The organism is Streptomyces tamarix, assembly GCF_032423885.1.
GTDB lineage: Bacteria > Actinomycetota > Actinomycetes > Streptomycetales > Streptomycetaceae > Streptomyces > Streptomyces tamarix.
This window is the reverse complement of sequence record NZ_JAWCTQ010000028.1, coordinates 59,917-77,712: the sequence shown is the minus strand read 5'-3', so window position 1 is coordinate 77,712 and position 17,796 is coordinate 59,917. Positions and strand designations below refer to the sequence as shown.

Sequence of the window (17,796 nt, the reverse complement as noted above, 5' to 3'; positions counted from 1 at the left end):
GGCGCGCCGGGAGGGACTTCGGGATCAGGCGTCGTCCAGGCCGCGCTCTATGGCGTAGCGGACCAGCTCGACGCGGTTGTGGAGCTGGAGCTTGCCCAGGGTGTTCTGGACGTGGTTCTGGACCGTGCGGTGGGAGATGACGAGCCGTTCGGCGATCTGCTTGTAGCTGAGGCCCTTCGCCACCAGGCGGAGCACCTCCGTCTCGCGGTCGGTCAGGCGGGGGGCGCCGGGCTCGGCGGCGCCCCGGGCCGGCGCGGGCTCGGCGGCCAGGCGGCGGTACTCGCCGAGCACCAGGCCGGCGAGGCCGGGCGTGAACACCGCGTCGCCGGCGGCCGTGCGCCGCACCGCGTCCAGGAGGTCGGCGGTGCTGGCGGACTTCAGCAGGTACCCCGTGGCGCCGGACTTCACGGCCTCCAGGACGTCGGCGTGCTCGCCGCTCGCGGAGAGCACCAGGACCCGTACGGGCAGGTCGCCGCCGGCGACGAGCTCCTTGCAGACCTCGACGCCGGGCCTGCCCGGCAGGTTCAGGTCGAGGACCAGCACGTCGGGGGAGGTGGCGCGGGCGCGGCGTACGGCCTGGTCGCCGTCGCCGGCCGTGGCGACCACGTCGAACCCGGCCTCGGCCAGGTCGCGGGCGACGGCGTCCCGCCACATCGGGTGGTCGTCGACCACCATCACCTTGATCGGCCGTTCCGTCATCGCCTCGCCTTTCCCCGGGGGACCTTCAACTCGACTTCCGTGCCCTGGCCGGGCACCGAGACCAGCTCCGCCGTCCCGCCCAGGTCCCGCAGCCTGCCGCGGATGGACTGGGCGACGCCGAGCCGTCCCTCGCCCTCCGCCTCGGCGAGGCGCCCGTCGGGGATGCCCGGGCCGTCGTCGCGCACGGTCACGACGACCTCGTCGGGCCAGTCCTCGACGAGTATCCACGCCCGGGCGCCGGGCCCCGCGTGCCTGCGCACGTTGTCCAGGGCGGCGCCGACGGCGGCCGCCAGCTCGGCGGCCACCGGGCGCGGCAGCACGACCGGGGCGCCCGGTTCGGCGAACGTGACGCGGGAGCCGGCGTGCGGGGCCAGGAGGGTCCGCAGGTCCTGCCCGCCACCGTCGCCCTCGCCGGACCCACCGGACCCGCCGGGCTCGTCGGCCGGGCGGACGACCGCCCCCCGCGAGGCGTCCTCCCAGAGGCGGGAGGGCCGCCCGAGGCCCCCGGCGACCAGGGTGCGCAGGGCGACCTCCTGCTCCCCCGCCATCCGGCCCAGCTCGGCCGCCTCGCCGCCCAGGGCGGTGCCGCGGCGCTGCACCATGGCCAGCACCTGGAGGACCGAGTCGTGGATGTCGCGGGCCAGCCGCTCCCGCTCGCGGGTGGCGGCCTCGATCTCCAGCGCCCGGGCGAGCGTCCGCTCGGAGGCGCGGGCGACCTCGACGACGTAGCCGATCGCGATGGACGCCACCCAGACGAGCAGCACGTTGTGGAGCGTGTCGCGGCTGGGCTCGCCGCGCTCGACGATGTTGGCGACGGCGACCAGCGAGGACGCGAAGCCGGCCCAGCGCCAGCCGCCCTTGATCGCGTAGGCGAGGACCGCGCCCGCCGTCCAGATGCCGGGCAGCGTGGGGCCGTCCTGGAGCTGGGCGTGGCTGTCGGCGAACGGGGTGAGCAGGATGCCCGTCAGCGCGAGGGCCAGGTCGACGGCGAGGAACCGCTTGGTGCAGCGGGCGGCTGCGGACACCTTCGGCAGGGTCGCCAGCGTCCACCCGGTCATCGCGGCGAGGAAGCCGGCGGCGATCCACGGCCGTTCGAAGTCGCCGCGGTTGACCGCGAAGAGGAGGTCCGCGTAGACCGTGGTGAGGACGCGGTACGCGGTGAGCGCGCGCCACAGCGGCTGCTCCACGGACATGCGGACCACCCGCTCGCGCCCGGCCATCTCCCCCACCCCCGCGCACGCCCGGCGCGCCGTTCGGGCGCCGGGAGCCGTACGTCGTCGCTCGGCCTCAGTCGGCCTTGTTCTCGGTCCTGCCCGCCGCCTTGGCGGCCTTCTCCGCCTCGGCGATGCGCCGCTTGGCGACCGTGGCGTAGACGTCGACGTACTCCTGGCCCGACAACTTCATGATCTCGTACATCACCTCGTCGGTGACCGAGCGGAGGATGAAGCGGTCGTTGTCCATGCCCTGGTAGCGGCTGAAGTCCAGCGGCTTGCCGATGCGGATGCCGGGGCGCATCAGCTTGGGGACGACCTTGCCGGGCGGCTGGATCTTCTCCGTGTCGATCATGGCGATCGGGATGACGGGCGCGCCCGTGGCCAGTGCCACGCGCGCGAGGCCGCCGGTCTTGCCGCGGTAGAGCCGCCCGTCCGGGGAGCGGGTGCCCTCCGGGTAGATGCCGAACAGCTCACCGCGCCTGATGACCTCGATGCCGCTGCGCACGGCGGCGTCGCCGGCGCCCCGCGCGCCGGAGCGGTCCACGGGCAGCTGGCCGACGCCCTTGAAGAACGCGGCGGTGAGCCTGCCCTTCACCCCGGGCGAGGTGAAGTACTCGGCCTTGGCGATGAAGGTGACCTTCCGGTCGAGGACCGCCGGGAGGAAGAAGGAGTCGGAGAACGACAGGTGGTTGCTCGCGAGGATCGCCGGCCCCTCGGCGGGAACGTTCTCGAGGCCCTCCACCCAGGGCCTGAAGGCGAGCTTCAGCGTCCCTCCGATGGAGAACTTCATAGCGCCGTAGATCAACTCGTGTTCCTCCCGTGTTCCGTCGCACAGACCTTAACCCGTGCGCGGCCCGGGCCACCCTTCCGTCCGTGCGGGGACCGGGTTGCGGGTGTGACGGCCCTGGTCGGTGTCACCCCGGTCGCGTACGGTGAAGTACACGTTTCCGAGCCCCACCGAACCCGAACGGGAGTCCTCCGTGCCGGTCCTTCCCGGAGCCGAGCCGTACCGCCGCGAAGGCGGTGACGTCGGCGTACTCCTCTGTCACGGCTTCACCGGTTCGCCCCGGTCGATGCGCCCCTGGGGCGAGTACCTCGCGGAGCGCGGCCTGACCGTGTCGGTGCCGCTGCTCCCCGGACACGGCACGCGCTGGCAGGACATGCAGGTCACCGGGTGGCAGGACTGGTACGCGGAGGTCGACCGGGAGCTGCGCGCGCTGCGCGGGAGGTGCGCCCGGGTCTTCGTGTGCGGGCTGTCCATGGGCGGCGCGCTGGCGCTGCGGCTGGCGGCCCGCCACGGCGACGCGGTCACGGGCGTCGTCCTGGTGAACCCGGCGAACAAGGTGCACGGCGTGACGGCGCACGCGCTGCCGCTCGTCCGCCACCTGGTGCCGTCGACGGGCGGCCTCGCGAACGACATCGCGAAGGAGGGCGTGGACGAGCTGGGCTACGACCGGGTGCCGCTGCACGCGGCGTACTCGCTGCGGCGGTTCCTGCGCCTGGTGGACGGGGAGCTGCCGCAGGTGACGCAGCCGCTCCTGCTGCTGCGCTCGCCGCAGGACCACGTCGTGCCGCCCGCCGACCCGGCGCGCGTCCTGAGCCGTGTCTCCTCCACGGACGTCACGGAGGTCCTGCTGGAACAGAGCTACCACGTGGCGACGTTGGACCACGACGCGGAGCGGATCTTCCAGGAGAGCCACGCGTTCATCGGCCGGCTCGCTCCGGGGGCCGGCGGGACCGCCGCCCAGGACAGGGACAGGGAGGGGAGCACGAGCGGTGGCTGAGCAGCACGACGCGGACGCGGACCGCGAGGAGGGCCGGGACCGGCGGGACGGCCCCGAGGACCGGCCCGCCCCGGAGCCGGTGGACGGCGGCGGGGCGCCCATCGACGAGGAGGCGGCCTGGGCGGCGATCGTCGCCGCGTACGGGGAGGAGCCGGCGGACCCGCCGGGCGCGAAGCCGTTCCGGTCGGTGGAGGACCTGGCACTGCTGGAGGAGGACCCGGAGGACGGCGACCGCGACGGTCGGGACGCGGGAGGCGACGACGGCGACGGCGACGTCGGCCCGGCGGACAAGCCGGTGCTGGGCGGTTCCGTCGTGTTCGCGCCGGGGGTCCGCCCGCGCGGCCCGCGCGACTACGAACTGGTGGAGCCGAAGGGCGACGCCACCGGCTCGGGTGCGGACGCGGGCGCAGGCGCGGGCGCGGGTGGCGACGACGACGGCGAGGGGCACTTCGTCCCGCCGGAGCCGCCGCCGCTGCCCGAGGCGGACCCGGCGGTGAAGTTCGGCTGGCTGGGCGTGGTCGGCGGACCGGTGCTGATGCTGGTCGCCGTCCTGCTCCAGTGGGACATGACGTGGTGGCTGACCACGCTGTGCGTCGGCGGGTTCCTGGGCGGTTTCGCGACGCTGGTGGCGCGGATGAAGGCCGGCGACGACGAGGAGGACGACGACCCGGGGCGCGGCGCGGTCGTCTGACGCCCCCGCCGTCAGGGGGCGGCCGGTACGCGGAGGGCGGCGAGCACGGGCAGGTGGTCCGTCGCCGCCCTCAGGTCCGCGTCGGTGACGCCGGGCAGCCCGGCCGGCACGCCGCAGCCCAGCACCTCCACGCCCCGCGTGGCGAAGAGCGCGTCGATCCGCTGGTGCGGGCCGTCCGGCGTGAAGGTGTACTCGCCGCCCCAGGGGCGTACGGCCCGGCAGTCCTGCAGTTCGGCGGCGAGGCGGCGGAACGAGCGGCCGTCGGGGCGCTCGTTGACGTCGCCCCCGGCGATCGCGTGGTCCACGCCGAGCGCGGCGAGTTCGTCCAGCACCCTGCCCGCCTGCGCGTACCGCTCGTCGCCGCGCAGGCCGAGGTGACAGCTGAGCAGTCCGAACCGGGCGCCGGCGACCCGGACGACGGCGGTGGCGAAGCCGCGCCGGTGCAGGCCGGGGGTGAGCGGCAGCAGGACGTCCCGCGTCCGTTCGACGGTGACACGCGGGGAGCACAGCAGCAGCGGCCCGGCTGCGGGGGCGCCGCCGCCGAGGACGAACAGCCCGCTCTTGGCGGCGAGCCGGGCGGCGTGCTTGCGCCAGCGGAAGAAGCGGGGCGCCTCCTGGACGAGGACGGCGTCGGGGGCGCAGGCGCGGATGACCCGGGCCAGGGCGTCCTCGTCGTCGCGCATCGACCGGATGTTGTAGCCGAGCACCCGGACCACGGCCGAACCGTCCGGTTCGGTGCGGGAGGCGGGCAGTGCGGTGAGCGCCATGCGGGCACGATACGACGGCGCCCGCCGCGCCCCCGGGGGGACGCGGCGGGCAACCGTCGAACTCCGACTCCGGGCGCCGGCCCGGGTGCTCGGTCCTGGCGCTCGGCCCGGGCGGCGCTCAGCCCTGGCGGGCGAGGTCCGCGGCGCCGACCAGGCCCGCCTTTCCGCCGAGCTGGGCGGCGAGGACCTGGGCGTGCGGCCGGTACCGCCCGCCGACGAGCCAGCGGCGGAACGACTTGCGGATCGGGTCGAGGACCAGGTCGCCCTCGTCGGAGACGCCGCCGCCGACGATGAACGCGGACGGGTCGAACAGGGAGGCCAGGTCGGCGAGGCCCGCGCCGGCCCAGCGGGCCAGTTCGCGGAACGAGTCGACGGCGACCTTGTCGCCCTGGCGGGCGGCGTCGCTGACGTGCTTGCCCTGGATGCCGTCGGGCGTGCCGTCGCCGAGGGCGAGGAGGATCCGGGCGTTCTCCGGGGTGGCGTTGGCGCGCTGCCTCGCGTACCGGACGAGGGCCCGGCCGGAGGCGTACTGCTCCCAGCAGCCCTGGCTGCCGCAGCCGCACAGCAGGCCGTCCGGGACGACCCGGATGTGGCCGAACTCGGCGGCGACGCCGAACCGTCCGCGGCGCAGCTTGTTGCCGATGATGATGCCGCCGCCGAGGCCCGTGCCGAGCGTGATGCAGATGACGTCGTCGTGGCCCTGGCCGGCGCCGAAGCGGTACTCGCCCCAGGCGGCGGCGTTCGCGTCGTTCTCCACGACGACGGGCAGCCCGACGCGCTGCTCGACCTTGTCCTTCAGCGGCTCGTGCCGCCAGTCGATGTTGGGCGCGAAGAGGACGGTCGCGCGCTTGTCGTCGACGTAGCCGGCGGCGCCGATGCCGACGGCCTCGATGTCATGGCCCTTGCCCGCCGCGGAGACGGCCGCGCAGATCGCGTCGACGATGCCCTCGGGCGTCGACGGAGTGGGCACCTTGTGGGTGTCGAGAATGGTGCCCTCTTCGTCGACCACGCCGGCCGCGATCTTCGTGCCGCCGATGTCGACGCCGATGGTGAGTCCCATGTGTCCCTCAGTTTTCGGTCGAGCCCCGCTATGCCCAACCGTACCGGAGGGCGGGCGCCGGGCTGTCGGCTCCCGCGTCAGTCGAGGTCGATGCGGTGGCTGCTTTCCGGTCCCTCGCCGTTCTCCCCGCGTTCGGATTCACCGGCGCCGCGCGGCTCCTGCGTTCCCCGCGTCCAGCGGTGCTCGTGGCCCTGGACGGCGGAGCGGTAGGCGGCGAGGAGTTCGCCGCCCGCGGCGGCGAGGTGGTCGAAGACCTCCGGGTTGCGCTCGATGACCGGCTCGATCGCGGACTTCGCCTGCGCGACGGCCTGCCGGACGGCGCTCTGCGCCCCGACCCCGAGCAGCGGGGTGCCGAGCGCGGAGACCTTGTCGGCGACGGCGTCGACGAGCTTGCGCAGCTCCTCGGCGGCCGATCCGGGCGGCGGGCCACCGCCGCGGCGGGCGCGCTCGGCCGCCAGGTCCTCGGCGCAGGCCCGCGCCCAGGCGTCGTCCTCGAAGGGGCCGGGCCGGTGGGTGGCATCGCTCATGCCATCGACGGTACCCGACCGGCGGGCGGGTGTTCAGGGGGTACGGGGCCACAGGCCGGGGTCGGGGGCGAACCGGACGCGCAGTTCGCCGTCGTGGAGGGCGGCGCCGGCGACGGTGCAGCGGCGCAGCGCGGACGGGAGCGGCACGGCGCGGCGGAACGGTCCGACGGTGAGGACGAGTTCGTCGCCGCGCCGGACGAGCCCCAGGTCGGGCTTGGCCGCGCCGGGCAGGGGGATGCGCCAGACCAGTACGCCGTCGGTGCCGCGGCGGTCCTCGACGGGCCACCGGGGGGCCGGGGCGGGCGCGTCGGCGGGGGCGAGCGGGCCGAGGAGGGCCAGGTCGTCGGCGGTGCGCGGGTCGCGGCCCAGGTGGGGGACCTCGTGCGCGGCGGGGGCGCCGTCCTCGCCCAGCTCCTTGAGGTGGGCCTGCTGCTGCGCGGCGAGGGCGGCGAGCCACGGGTCGGGGGAGGCGGCGGGCAGGACGCGGTTGGCGACGACCGGGTCGAGGGCGAGGCGGTGCAGGGCGAGCCCGGCGCGGGCGGCGCGCAGCGCGTCGGCGGCGGCGGGGCCGGGTTCGACGACGAGGCGGACGCTGGTGCCCGGGGCGCCGACCAGGTCCTGCACGGCGGCCAGCTCGGCGTCCCGGCGGGCCGCCGCCTCGTACAGCCCGTCGGCGGGCACGGGGACGCCGGCGAGCTGGGCCAGCACCGGGCGCAGGGCGCGGGCGGCCCGCCGCTCGGGCGGGAGGAGGCGGCGCAGGTAGCGGCGGAGCTGCTCGGGCAGGGCGAGCAGGGCGATCGCGTCGCGCAGCGGCGGGAGGTCGGCGACGAGGAGGTCCCAGTCGCCGCGGGCGGCGTCGCGCAGGGCCGTCAGGTACGCGAGGTGGGCGCTGCCGGGAAGGGGGGTGAGCTCGTCGTCGTCGAGGGGGGCGGCGCCCAGCAGGTCGAGGGCGGGGGCCGCGTGGGCCTGGAGGGCGAGGACCTCCTCGCGGAAGCGGGCGGCGGGGTCCAGGAGGCGGACGGCCGGGCCGCCTGCGCCGCCGGACGCGAGGGCGTCGGCCGGGTCGGCGGTCAGGAGGAGGACCTTGTGGCCCTCGCGGGCCGCGCCCAGGGCCGTCGCGGCGGCGACGGTGGACCGGCCGGACCCGCCGGGCCCCGTGACGAGGAGGGTGCGCATGCGTGCACGGTAGCGGGCGGCACCGGGGCCGGGGCGCGCGGCCTCGGACCGGGGCGCCCGCCGCGGCCCGCGCCGGGACGGGCGGGCGGTGCTCAGGCGCCGGTGGTCGACTCGACGCGCTTCTTCAGGCCCGCCAGGGCCCGGTCGATGATGACCTTCTCCGCCTTGCGCTTGATCATGCCGAGCATGGGGATCTTGACGTCCACCGTCAGCCGGTACGTGACCTCCGTGCGCGTGCCGTCGGCGAGGGGGGTGAGCTTGTACGAGCCGTCGAGCTCCCGCAGCATCTGGGACCTCACCAGCGTCCAACTGACCTCGTCGTCCCCGGTCCACGTGTACGCGAGGGTGTGGTCGTCCTTGATCGCGCCGGCGTCCAGCAGCAGGCGGACCTGCTCGGCGCGGCCGGCCGCGTCCTTCGACAGGACCTCCGCCTCCTTGACCTCGCCCGTCCACTCCGGGTAGCGCGCGAAGTCGGCGATCACCCCCATGACGTCGGCGGGCGCCGCCTCGATCGTGATGCTCGAGCTGGTGTGTTCCGCCATCGCTGTGGCTCCTCCAGAGGGCTCGTTACGTGGGGGAAGGCTATCGCGTGCCCGCGGGTCACCACTCCAGGGCCCAGGGCCGCCCCGAGGAGGCGAAATGGCCCACGTTGACGCACTCCGTCGCGCCGACGCGCATGCGCCGCGCCAGCGGCTGGTGCACGTGCCCGAACAGCGCGTACCGGGGCCGTACCCGGCGGATCGCGGCCAGCAGGGCGGCGGAGCCGCGCTCGAAGCGGCGGGCGACCGTGTCGTACGTCAGCTCGGGGACGTCCGGCGGGATGTGCGAGCACAGCACGTCGACCTCGCCGAGCGCCTCGACCTTCGCCGCGTACTCCTCCTCCGGCACCTCGTACGGGGTGCGCATCGGGGAGGGCAGGCCGCCGCCGACGAAGCCGAAGACGCGCCCGCCGATCTCGACGCGCTCGCCGTCCAGGACGGTCGTGCCGGGGCGGACGTACTCGGGCCACAGCGGGGGCACGTCGACGTTGCCGTAGGTGGCGTACGTCGGCGCGGGGAACGCGGCGAACAGCTCGGCGTACTGGTCGCGGACGGCCGACTCGACGGCCGCCGCCTTGTCGACGCCCCGCAGTGCCAGCTCCTCCCACAGGCCGCGGGCGAAGGCGCGGGCCTCGTCGAAGCGGCGGGCGGTGCGCAGGGCGACGATGCGGCGGGCGTTCTCCTCGCCGAAGAGGTCGGGGAAGATGCCGCGGGCGTGGTTCGCGTAGTCGAGGAAGAGCACCAGGTCGCCGAGGCAGACCAGCGCGTCGGCGCCCTCGCCGGCCCTGGCCAGGTCCCGGGCGTTGCCGTGCACGTCGCTCACCACATGAACTCGCATGGGACCCCACCCTACGACCCCGCAGGGGGGCCGGACCTGCGGTTACTTCCGAGTCGTGACGGAAGTGGACTACTGTGCGCGCAGTAGTGCCCATGATGTGTGACGCAGCGAACATCTGGCCAGGACCCCCTATCGGGAACCCGGTACTGATGGGTAACGTCCGGGCGGTCCAGTCGTACTCACCCCGCTGAGTACGTGTCCCACGTGGACCGTGAACCGGCGCATCACACAAAGTCGTGGCGTCGGCGCCCGATGAGGAGCAGCAGTCTTGCGCGAGTTCAGCCTTCCGGCCCTGTACGAGGTCCCTGCGGACGGCAATCTGACGGACCTCGTCCGCCGCAACGCCGCGCAGCACCCAGACGTGGCCGTGATGGCCCGCAAGGTCCCCGGCGGCTGGGCGGACGTCACCGCGAAGGAGTTCCTCGCCGAGGTGCGGGCCGCGGCCAAGGGCCTGGTCGCGCGGGGCGTGCGGCCCGGGGACCGGGTCGCGCTGGTGTCCCGTACGCGCTACGAGTGGGTGCAGCTGGACTTCGCGATCTGGAGCGCGGGCGCGGTGACCGTGCCGGTGTACGAGACGAGCTCGCCCGAGCAGATCCAGTGGATCCTCGGCGACTCGGGCGCGGTCGCGGTGATCGTGGAGAGCGCGGCGCACGCCGACGCGGTCGAGTCCGTGCGGGACGCGCTGCCGGCGCTGGAGCACGTGTGGCGGATCGACGGCGGCGCCGTCGAGGAGCTGGTCGCGGCCGGCCGCGACGTGTCCGACGAGACGCTCGACGAGCGCGGCGGGACCGCCAGGGCGGACGACGTGGCGACCATCGTCTACACGTCCGGCACGACGGGCCGCCCCAAGGGCTGCGTACTGACCCACCGGAACTTCTTCGCCGAGTGCGGCAACGTCGTGGAGCGGCTCAAGCCGCTGTTCCGGACGGGCCGCTCGTCGGTGCTGCTGTTCCTGCCCGCCGCGCACGTCTTCGGCCGCATGGTCGAGGTCGCGTCGGTGCTGGCGCCGATCCGGCTCGGCTGCGTGCCGGACATCAAGAACCTCACCGACGACCTGGCCTCGTTCCGGCCGACGCTGATCCTGGGCGTGCCGCGCGTCTTCGAGAAGGTGTACAACTCGGCGCGGGCGAAGGCCCAGGCGGACGGCAAGGGCAAGATCTTCGACCGGGCCGCGCAGACCGCCATCGCGTACAGCCGGGCGAAGTCCACGCCGCGCGGCCCGTCGCTCGGCCTGCGGCTGAGGCACAAGCTGTTCGACGTGCTCGTCTACGCCAAGCTGCGCGCGGTGCTGGGCGGCCGCTGCGAGTTCGCGATCTCGGGCGGCGCGCCGCTGGGCGAGCGGCTCGGCCACTTCTACAGCGGCATCGGCTTCACCGTGCTGGAGGGGTACGGCCTGACGGAGTCGTGCGCGGCGACCGCGTTCAACCCGTGGGACCGGCAGAAGATCGGCACGGTGGGCCAGCCGCTGCCCGGTTCCAAGGTGCGGATCGCCGACGACGGCGAGGTGCTCCTGCACGGCGAGCACGTCTTCACCGGCTACTGGAACAACGAGGCGGCGACGGCCGAGGCGCTGGCGGACGGCTGGTTCCACACGGGCGACATCGGCACCCTCGACGAGGACGGCTACCTGGCCATCACGGGCCGGAAGAAGGAGATCCTGGTCACCGCGGGCGGCAAGAACGTCGCCCCGGCGGTGATCGAGGACCGCATCCGCGGGCACGCCCTGGTCGCGGAGTGCATGGTCGTCGGCGACGGGCGGCCGTTCGTGGGCGCGCTGATCACCCTGGACGAGGAGTTCCTGGCGCGCTGGGCGGCCGAGCACGGCAAGCCGGCCGGGTCGACGGCGGCGCAGCTGCGGGAGGACCCGGAGCTGCTGGCGGAGGTCCAGCGGGCCGTGGACGACGGCAACGCGGCCGTGTCCAAGGCGGAGTCGGTGCGCAAGTTCCGCGTCCTGCCCGCGCAGTTCACGGAGGAGGCCGGCCACATCACGCCGTCGCTGAAGCTGAAGCGGAACGTGGTGGCGAAGGACTTCGCCGACGAGATCGAGGCGATCTACCAGGGCTGAGCCCGCCCTCCGAAGCCCTTCCGGAGCCCGTCTGGAGCCCTTCCGGAGCCCTTCGGCACTCTCCGGAGCCCTTCGGCGCCCGCCGGGACCGCCCCGGCGGGCGCCGCCGCGTCCGCCGGGGCTCAGGGCCGGGCTACAGGAGGTCCCTGAGGCGTTCCGCGAGGAGGTCCCAGCGCCACGTCTCCTCGACCCACCGGCGGCCCCGCTCGCCCATGCGGCGGCGCAGCTCCGGGTCCTGGAGCAGGGGCACGATCCGCTCGGCGGCCTCCTGCGGGGAGCCGCCCCGTACGACCCAGCCGGTCTCGCCGTCCAGGACCGCGTCCGGGGCGCCGCCCGAGTCGCCGGCGACGACCGGGAGGCCCGTCGCGGACGCCTCCAGGTAGACGATGCCGAGCCCCTCGACGTCCAGCCCGCCGCGCCGGGTGCGGCACGGCATCGCGAACACGTCGCCGGCCCCGTAGTGCGCGGGCAGTTCCTCCCACGGCACGGGTCCCGTGAACCGCACGGAGCCGGCCACGCCCGTCTCCCGGGCGAGGCGGCGCAGGTCCTTCGCGTACGGGCCGCCGCCGACGACCAGCAGGACGGCGTCCGGCACGGCGGCGAGGACCGCGGGCATCGCCCGGATCAGCGTGTCCTGGCCCTTGCGCGGCACCAGCCGCGAGACGCACACGACCACGGGCCGGTCGGCCAGCCCCAGCCGGGCGCGCACGGCGTCGCCGCCCGAGCCGGGGTGGAAGGTCTTCTCGTCGACGCCGGGCGGCAGCCGCACCATGCGCGCCGCGGCCCCGGGGGTGAGCGCGGCGGCGATCCGGGAGCGCGTGTACTCCCCGAGGTACGTGATCGTGTCCGTGCCCTCGCCGATGCGCCGCAGCAGTTGCCGCGCGGCCGGCAGCTGCGCCCACCCGGCCTCGTGGCCGTGGGTCGTCGCGACCAGGCGGCGGGCCCCGGCCCGGCGCAGCGCGGGCGCCATCAGCCCGAGCGGCGCGGCCGCGCCGAACCACACCGACGTGCAGCCGTGCTCCCGCAGCAGCCCGGCCGCCCGCGCGGTCACCCGCGGGGTGGGCAGCAGCATCGTCGTGCGGTCCCGCACCACCCGGAACGGCTGCTCCGCGTCGAACCGGGCGGTCGCCTCCGCGCCCTCCCGCCCGTGCTTCCACGTGGAGGCGTAGACGACGACCCGGTCCGGATCCAGCCGCAGGGCCATGTTGTGCAGGAACGCCTGGATCCCGCCGGGCCGGGGAGGGAAGTCGTTCGTTACGATCAGCGTCTTGTGCATCGTGGCCGACAGTACCGAACGGCCCGCCCCCACCGCTCGCGCACCGTACCGCCCCCACCCGCAGACCACCACGAGACCGGACGAGGTACCGATGAAGCACCCGAGCGGACCGCGGCTGTCCCTGGCGGCCTTCTGGCTGCTCAGCAGGGCCGTCCTGCTGCTCTACACCTTCAGGGTCGTCTTCGTCCCCGGCCCGGACGTCACCACCGACGTCTCGGTGATCTACCACGACTGGTACGAGGTGCTGCGCGGCGGGACGTACCCGCTGGACGACGTGACGTGGCAGTACCCGCCGGCCGCGGCGTTCGCGATCCTCTCCCCCGGCCTGCTGCCGTTCCTGGAGTACGCGCACGCGTTCTTCGTGCTCGCGCTCGTCTGCGACGCGGTGGTCTTCGGGCTCCTCGTGTACGCGGGCGGACGCCCCGGCAAGAGCCCCGCGGGCGCCTGGGTGTGGCTCGTGGGCGTGCCGCTGCTCGGGCCGACCGCGTACTCCCGGTACGACATCATGGTCACCGCCGTCGCCGTCGCCGCGCTGCTCGCCGGGGTCCGCAGCCCGCGCACGATGGGCGTCCTCACCGGGATCGGCGCGCTGCTGAAGGTGTGGCCGGCGCTGCTGCTCGTGGGCACGGTGCGGGGCCGCGTCACGCGCCGCTCGTGGGCGGCGGCGGTCGTGTCGGGCGCGGCGGTGCTGGCGGCGTGCCTCCTCGCGGCGCCGGGCGCGCTGGCGTTCCTGACGTTCCAGCGCGACCGGGGCACCGAGGTGGAGTCGCTGGGGGCGCTGGTGTTCCACGTGGCGCGGTTCTTCGGCGGCTGGGACGGCGAGGTGCGGCTGAACTACGGGTCGGTGGAGTTCCTCGGCCCGTACGTGCCGCTGGTGAGCGGGGCGGCGATGGTGCTGACGGCGCTGGCGTTCGGCTGGCTGGTGCTGTGGCGGCTGCGGGTCCGGGAGTTCGGCGCGACGACGCTGTGCGACGCGGCGTTCGTGGCGGTGCTGCTGTTCACCACGACGAGCCGGGTGATCAGCCCCCAGTACATGCTGTGGCTGGTCGGGCTGGCCGCGGTGTGCCTGGTGTGGCGGCGGAGCCGGATGCGCCGGGCGGCACTGATGGTGCTGGTGGCGACCGGGGTGACGCTCCTGGAGTTCCCGATCTGGTTCTCGCACGTGGTGGCCAGCGACGGGCCGGGCCTGGCGCTGCTGTTCGTCCGCAACGGGCTGCTCGTCGCGGCGTCCCTGGTCGCGGCGCGGCAACTGTGGCGGCAGACCGTCACCGAGCCGCGGCTGCGCGCGGCCGGGGACGGGGCCGGGCCGGCGCGGGTGCCGGCGCAGGGCGGTCACCGCGACGGGGCGCTGCTGAACTCCTGACGGAGGCGGCCCTGCCAGGCGCGGGTGAACTCCTCCGGCGTGGTGGCCAGGACATCCCGGAAGGCGCGGCGCGCGCCGGACACCCCGACCGCCCGGTAGAAGTCGGCGAGCCGTTCCTCGCCCCACCGGTCCGCGATCAGCTCGCAGGCCAGCCAGGCGCCCTCGTAGGCGCGCGCCACGGCGGCGGGGTCCCCGCCGGAGGTGAAGTCCGCGTCGGGCGGGAGCGCCGCCGGCACGTTCCCGGCGCGCATCGCCCGGCCCAGCTCGGGCGCCGCCTCGGCCGCCGTGCGGCCCGTGCCCCGGTACGCGATCTTGTCGGCCAGTCCCTCCGAGAGCCAGAGGGGCGTGGCGGCGGACGTGTCGGCGCGGGTGGCGACGTGGACGGTCTCGTGGGTGAGGACGAAGGCCCGCCCGAAGGCGCCGAGGTCCCGGTACGCCTCCGGGTTGACCACCACGCGGTCGGCGGCCCCGCCGCCGGTGCGCCCGGTGGTGACCGCGGCGACGCCCCGGTACGCGGCGGTCCCCTCCCCGAGGAGGGCGGCCATGGCGTCGAGCGACCCCGGTACGAGGACGACGACCTTCTCCCGCCACGCCGCGCCCGGCCAGGCGGCCGCCACGGCGGGGACGGCGAGGTCGGCCGCCGCGGCGACCTCGCCGAGCAGCGCCGGGGGGTGGCCGACCCCGAGGACGAGGCTGTGGGTGCCGCGTACCGCCCGGACCTGCCCCTGGTCCCAGAGCTGGGCGGGCTGACCCTCGGCGGGGCGGTCCGCGGTGACGCGCCACCGGCCGTCGTGCTCCACCAGGTCGAGGCGGCGCCGGACGGTGGCGGGGGCGCGGTCGTAGCCGTCGAGCACGTACGTCAGCTCGGCGTCGACGGTCGCGCGCCGGGCGCCCTCGTGCCGGACGTCGAGGACGCGGTAGGCCCGGGAGGCGAGCGGCACGCCGCCGAGCAGGCCCCGCACGAGGTCGCCCCGCGCGGCGACGGCCCGCCGGATGCCGCTCTCGTCCGCGGCCCCGCCCGGCCACGGGGCGCACCCCGTGACGGCCGCGACGAGCACGGCCACGACGGCGGCCCACCGCCTGAGAACACCCACGCGCCGATCGTAGGCGCACCGTGTCGGCCCGCCGTGCCCGCCCGCTCCGGCGGGCCGCCGCCGACCGCGCGGTCGGCCGGGCACGGGGACCGGGGTCTCAGACGCGGGTCACCGCCGAGACCGGCATCATGCCCACCGGGTCGTAACGGACCGGGGCGCCCGGATACGGGGCGTGGACGACCCGGCCGTGGCCCATGTACATCGCCACGTGGCTCGCGTCCGAGCGGTACGTCACCAGGTCGCCCGGCCGCGCCTCCGACAGCCCCACGTGCCGCCCCGCGTTCCGCTGCCCCTGCGAGGTGCGCGGCAGCCCCACCCCGGCCTGCGCGTACGCCCACTGCGTGAGGCCCGAGCAGTCGAAGGCGTCGGGCCCGTTCGCGCCCCACACGTACGGCTTGCCGACCGCCGACCGGGCGGCCCGCACGGCGGCGGCGGCCCGCGGTGACGCGGCCCCGACGGGCAGCGGCAGCAGGGCGCCGACGCGGCCGGAGCGGGAGGCCCGGTCGAAGGCGGCGCGCTCCCGCGACGGCAGGGAGTTCAGCAGCGTCCGCGCCGCGGTGAGCCTCCGCTCGATCTCCTGCTTGTGCCGGGCCAGGGCCGCGCGGCTGCGCTCCAGTTCGGCGAGGGCGCGGGTGGCCTCGGCGCGCTCCTGGGCCAGCCCCCGCTGCACGAGGCGGAGCCGGGCGAGCGTGGCGGCCTGCCGCTCGCTGAGCCGGTCCAGCGCGGCGGCCCTGTCGAGGTACGTGTCGGGCTCCTCCGAGAGCATCAGCGCGAGCGACGGGTCGATCCCGCCGGACCGGTACTGGGCGCCGGCGACCGAGCCGAGCACGCCGCGCATGCGGTTGACGCGCTCCTGGCCGCGCGCCACGCCGTCGCGGGCGGCGTCGACGGCGATGCGGAGCCGGTCGGTGCGCTCGCCGGCGGCGTTGAAGCGCTCCGTGGCCTGCTCCGCCTCGGCGTAGAGCCGGTCGACGCGGGCGCGGACGGTGTGGGCGGGGTCGGTCGGCTCGGCCTGCACCGGGGTGGCGCCGAAGGCGGCGGCCGCCGTGGCCGCCGCGGCGGACAGGACGGTGACCCGGGTGGCGCTCCGTTGGAGGCCCGGGTGGGGGGGACGGCGGTGGGACGCCACGGACCGCGCTCCCTTCGACTGTTCGGGGCTGTTGCGCGCAGACAGTAGCCGGGCGGTCACGGCGTGATCAAAGCCCCCGGGAGGCGCGCACGGCGGCGCCCCGCCGGGAACCACAGGTCACCGGCGGGGCGGAGCGTCGGTACGGGGAGCGGAAATCCCCCGATCGGACGTGTGCGCGCGGCGGTTCGGGGAGGCCCCGGCGCATCACGCGCCCTCACTGCCCGGGGCGCGGGCGGGACGGCTCAGATGCGGACGCCGAACTGGAACGTGCCCAGGTACTTCATCGCCTCGTAGCGGACGTGGGCGCCCGGGTACGGGGCGTGCAGGACGGTGTTGTTGCCGGCGTAGAGGCCGACGTGGGAGAGGTTGTTGAAGAAGACGAGGTCGCCCGGCTTGAGTTGGCTGCGGCCGATCTTCACGCCGTCGTTCTGCTGCGTGTACGTGGTGCGGGTGAGGCTGACGCCGGCCTGGCGGTAGGCCCACTGCGTCAGGCCGGAGCAGTCGTACGAGTTGGGGCCCTCGGCACCGGACACGTACGGCTTGCCGACCTGGGTGGCGGCGGCGCTGAGGGCGGCGGCGCCGCGCTGGGAGGCGGGGACCTCGTTGCCGAGCTCGACGCGCTCGCCGGCGTCGCGGCTGGCGCGCTCCTCCTCCGCCTGCATCTTCCGCCGCTCCTCGGCGGTGAGCGTGTTGAGGAGCTTCTGCGCTTCGGCGAGCTTGGTCTGGAACTTCTTCTTCTTCTCGCCGAGGGACTTGCGGACGTCCTCCAGGTCGGCGAGCTTCGCCGTGGCCTCGGCGCGCTGCTGGGCGAGGGTGCGCTGCTTGGCCTGGATGGTGCGCAGCGTCTCGGCCTGCTTCGCGGAGAGCTGGTCGACGGCGGACGCCTTGTCGAGGTAGTCGTCCGGGTTCGAGGAGAGGAAGAGCTGGAGCGAGGGGTCCATGCCGCCGTTGCGGTACTGGGCGCTGGCGACCGAACCGATGCCGTCGCGCAGGGCGTTGAGCTCCTCCTGGCCGCGGGCGACCTGGTCCTGGAGGGCCGTGACCTCCTTCTGGAGCTTCTCGCGGCGCTCGTCGGCGAGGTTGAACTGCTCCGTGGCCTCCTCGGCCTCGTGGTGGAGCTTGTCGACCTTCTCCTTGACCTGTTCCTTGCTGGGCTGCGGCGTGGCCGAAGCGGTCTGGGCGGTCAGGGCGACGGCAGCGGCGGCGGTCGCGGTGAGCACGGTCACACGGGCGCGGCTCGGCTGCTTGGGTCGACGGTGGGACGCCACGGAGGCGAGCTCCTTCTTCCTCGTTCGAGCCGCCTGCCGGGTCGACGGTCAATGCCCCGGTTCCGCGCTAGGCGTCCGGACACTCCCCCGTGATCCAGGTCCGAACTGCACGGTTCAGGCGGTGCCTTCGCTGCCGTCCCGGATGGACGGTCAACCGCGCGAAGGTTCGAGCCCAGACCCTAGTGACCAAGTTGTGATCAGTTCAAATCCTCATGAGAAAAATCTCTCCCACCCGGCCTTTTCTTGGCGCGCGCCCCACAGCGCGTCACGGGAAGTTGACGTTGGGTCCCCCGCACGCGTCCTCAA

17 protein-coding genes are annotated in these 17,796 nt (G+C 75.2%); 4 read left to right on the top strand and 13 right to left on the bottom strand.

The window, feature by feature from the left end; translation table 11 throughout:
• Nucleotides 1-24 precede the first annotated feature (24 nt).
• The 3 genes from RND61_RS21320 to RND61_RS21310 form a co-directional block, all read right to left on the bottom strand.
• A complete protein-coding gene (locus RND61_RS21320) occupies nucleotides 25-699 on the bottom strand; it encodes a response regulator transcription factor (RefSeq protein WP_315879628.1) in 675 nt (224 codons plus the stop codon).
• The gene (gene macS, locus RND61_RS21315) at nucleotides 696-1,919 is read right to left on the bottom strand and encodes a MacS family sensor histidine kinase (RefSeq protein ID WP_315879627.1); all 1,224 of its coding nucleotides are present in this window, start codon (nucleotides 1,917-1,919) and stop codon (nucleotides 696-698) included. The genes RND61_RS21320 and macS overlap by 4 nt, the downstream gene beginning before the upstream one ends.
• Nucleotides 1,920-1,986: 67 nt before the next feature.
• Nucleotides 1,987-2,703: a lysophospholipid acyltransferase family protein gene (locus RND61_RS21310; protein WP_315879647.1), complete on the bottom strand. Its 717-nt coding sequence runs from the start codon at nucleotides 2,701-2,703 to the stop codon at nucleotides 1,987-1,989.
• A 190-nt stretch (nucleotides 2,704-2,893) separates the two neighbouring features.
• On the opposite strand from RND61_RS21310, the gene RND61_RS21305 reads away from it, so the two are divergent.
• Nucleotides 2,894-3,697 carry an alpha/beta hydrolase gene (locus tag RND61_RS21305; RefSeq protein WP_315879626.1) on the top strand — a complete coding sequence of 268 codons (804 nt, stop codon included), beginning with the start codon at nucleotides 2,894-2,896 and terminating at the stop codon, nucleotides 3,695-3,697.
• Nucleotides 3,690-4,388 (top strand): hypothetical protein, encoded by a 699-nt coding sequence (locus tag RND61_RS21300; protein ID WP_315879625.1) that lies wholly within the window; start codon nucleotides 3,690-3,692, stop codon nucleotides 4,386-4,388. The genes RND61_RS21305 and RND61_RS21300 overlap by 8 nt, the downstream gene beginning before the upstream one ends.
• Nucleotides 4,389-4,399: 11 nt before the next feature.
• Here the strand turns inward: RND61_RS21300 and RND61_RS21295 are convergent, their stop codons facing one another.
• The 6 genes from RND61_RS21295 to RND61_RS21270 all read right to left on the bottom strand — a co-directional run bounded on the left by RND61_RS21295 (nucleotide 4,400) and on the right by RND61_RS21270 (nucleotide 9,295).
• The gene (locus RND61_RS21295; protein WP_315879624.1) at nucleotides 4,400-5,155 is read right to left on the bottom strand and encodes an endonuclease/exonuclease/phosphatase family protein; all 756 of its coding nucleotides are present in this window, start codon (nucleotides 5,153-5,155) and stop codon (nucleotides 4,400-4,402) included.
• Between the two features lie 118 nt (nucleotides 5,156-5,273).
• Entirely contained in the window at nucleotides 5,274-6,215 is a 942-nt protein-coding gene (locus tag RND61_RS21290; RefSeq protein WP_315879623.1) for an ROK family glucokinase, read from the bottom strand.
• A 77-nt stretch (nucleotides 6,216-6,292) separates the two neighbouring features.
• Nucleotides 6,293-6,742, bottom strand: coding sequence for a DUF5304 domain-containing protein (locus RND61_RS21285; RefSeq protein ID WP_315879622.1), 450 nt, complete (start codon nucleotides 6,740-6,742; stop codon nucleotides 6,293-6,295).
• A gap of 33 nt (nucleotides 6,743-6,775) precedes the next feature.
• Entirely contained in the window at nucleotides 6,776-7,918 is a 1,143-nt protein-coding gene (locus RND61_RS21280; RefSeq protein WP_315879621.1) for an ArsA family ATPase, read from the bottom strand.
• A 92-nt stretch (nucleotides 7,919-8,010) separates the two neighbouring features.
• On the bottom strand, nucleotides 8,011-8,460 hold the full coding sequence (locus RND61_RS21275; RefSeq protein ID WP_315879620.1) for an SRPBCC family protein: 450 nt from the start codon (nucleotides 8,458-8,460) through the stop codon (nucleotides 8,011-8,013).
• A 58-nt stretch (nucleotides 8,461-8,518) separates the two neighbouring features.
• Nucleotides 8,519-9,295, bottom strand: a complete 777-nt coding sequence (locus RND61_RS21270; RefSeq protein WP_315879619.1) for a metallophosphoesterase family protein — start codon at nucleotides 9,293-9,295, stop codon at nucleotides 8,519-8,521.
• Between the two features lie 268 nt (nucleotides 9,296-9,563).
• Here RND61_RS21270 and RND61_RS21265 point away from each other — a divergent pair, with 268 nt between their 5' ends.
• Entirely contained in the window at nucleotides 9,564-11,360 is a 1,797-nt protein-coding gene (locus tag RND61_RS21265; RefSeq protein WP_315879618.1) for an AMP-dependent synthetase/ligase, read from the top strand.
• A 133-nt stretch (nucleotides 11,361-11,493) separates the two neighbouring features.
• Here RND61_RS21265 and RND61_RS21260 read toward each other — a convergent pair whose 3' ends face one another.
• Nucleotides 11,494-12,636, bottom strand: coding sequence for a glycosyltransferase family 4 protein (locus RND61_RS21260; protein WP_315879617.1), 1,143 nt, complete (start codon nucleotides 12,634-12,636; stop codon nucleotides 11,494-11,496).
• A gap of 91 nt (nucleotides 12,637-12,727) precedes the next feature.
• On the opposite strand from RND61_RS21260, the gene RND61_RS21255 reads away from it, so the two are divergent.
• Nucleotides 12,728-13,999: a glycosyltransferase family 87 protein gene (locus RND61_RS21255; RefSeq protein WP_315879616.1), complete on the top strand. Its 1,272-nt coding sequence runs from the start codon at nucleotides 12,728-12,730 to the stop codon at nucleotides 13,997-13,999.
• On the opposite strand, the gene RND61_RS21250 is transcribed toward RND61_RS21255, so the two are convergent.
• From RND61_RS21250 to RND61_RS21240, 3 genes are all read right to left on the bottom strand, one after another.
• Nucleotides 13,969-15,093, bottom strand: a complete 1,125-nt coding sequence (locus RND61_RS21250; protein ID WP_315879615.1) for a hypothetical protein — start codon at nucleotides 15,091-15,093, stop codon at nucleotides 13,969-13,971. The two genes, RND61_RS21255 and RND61_RS21250, sit on opposite strands and share 31 nt — an antisense overlap.
• 97 nt (nucleotides 15,094-15,190) lie before the next feature.
• A complete protein-coding gene (locus RND61_RS21245) occupies nucleotides 15,191-16,222 on the bottom strand; it encodes a C40 family peptidase (RefSeq protein WP_315879614.1) in 1,032 nt (343 codons plus the stop codon).
• A gap of 242 nt (nucleotides 16,223-16,464) precedes the next feature.
• Nucleotides 16,465-17,490 (bottom strand): C40 family peptidase, encoded by a 1,026-nt coding sequence (locus RND61_RS21240; protein WP_315879613.1) that lies wholly within the window; start codon nucleotides 17,488-17,490, stop codon nucleotides 16,465-16,467.
• Nucleotides 17,491-17,796 lie beyond the last annotated feature (306 nt).

Coding starts and splice junctions, on each gene's coding strand:
- RND61_RS21320 (WP_315879628.1), bottom strand. CDS start 699: ATGACGGAACGGCCGATCAAGGTGATGGTGGTCGACGACCACCCGATG.
- macS (WP_315879627.1), bottom strand. CDS start 1,919: ATGGCCGGGCGCGAGCGGGTGGTCCGCATGTCCGTGGAGCAGCCGCTG.
- RND61_RS21310 (WP_315879647.1), bottom strand. CDS start 2,703: ATGAAGTTCTCCATCGGAGGGACGCTGAAGCTCGCCTTCAGGCCCTGG.
- RND61_RS21295 (WP_315879624.1), bottom strand. CDS start 5,155: ATGGCGCTCACCGCACTGCCCGCCTCCCGCACCGAACCGGACGGTTCG.
- RND61_RS21290 (WP_315879623.1), bottom strand. CDS start 6,215: ATGGGACTCACCATCGGCGTCGACATCGGCGGCACGAAGATCGCGGCC.
- RND61_RS21285 (WP_315879622.1), bottom strand. CDS start 6,742: ATGAGCGATGCCACCCACCGGCCCGGCCCCTTCGAGGACGACGCCTGG.
- RND61_RS21280 (WP_315879621.1), bottom strand. CDS start 7,918: ATGCGCACCCTCCTCGTCACGGGGCCCGGCGGGTCCGGCCGGTCCACC.
- RND61_RS21275 (WP_315879620.1), bottom strand. CDS start 8,460: ATGGCGGAACACACCAGCTCGAGCATCACGATCGAGGCGGCGCCCGCC.
- RND61_RS21270 (WP_315879619.1), bottom strand. CDS start 9,295: ATGCGAGTTCATGTGGTGAGCGACGTGCACGGCAACGCCCGGGACCTG.
- RND61_RS21260 (WP_315879617.1), bottom strand. CDS start 12,636: ATGCACAAGACGCTGATCGTAACGAACGACTTCCCTCCCCGGCCCGGC.
- RND61_RS21255 (WP_315879616.1), top strand. CDS start 12,728: ATGAAGCACCCGAGCGGACCGCGGCTGTCCCTGGCGGCCTTCTGGCTG.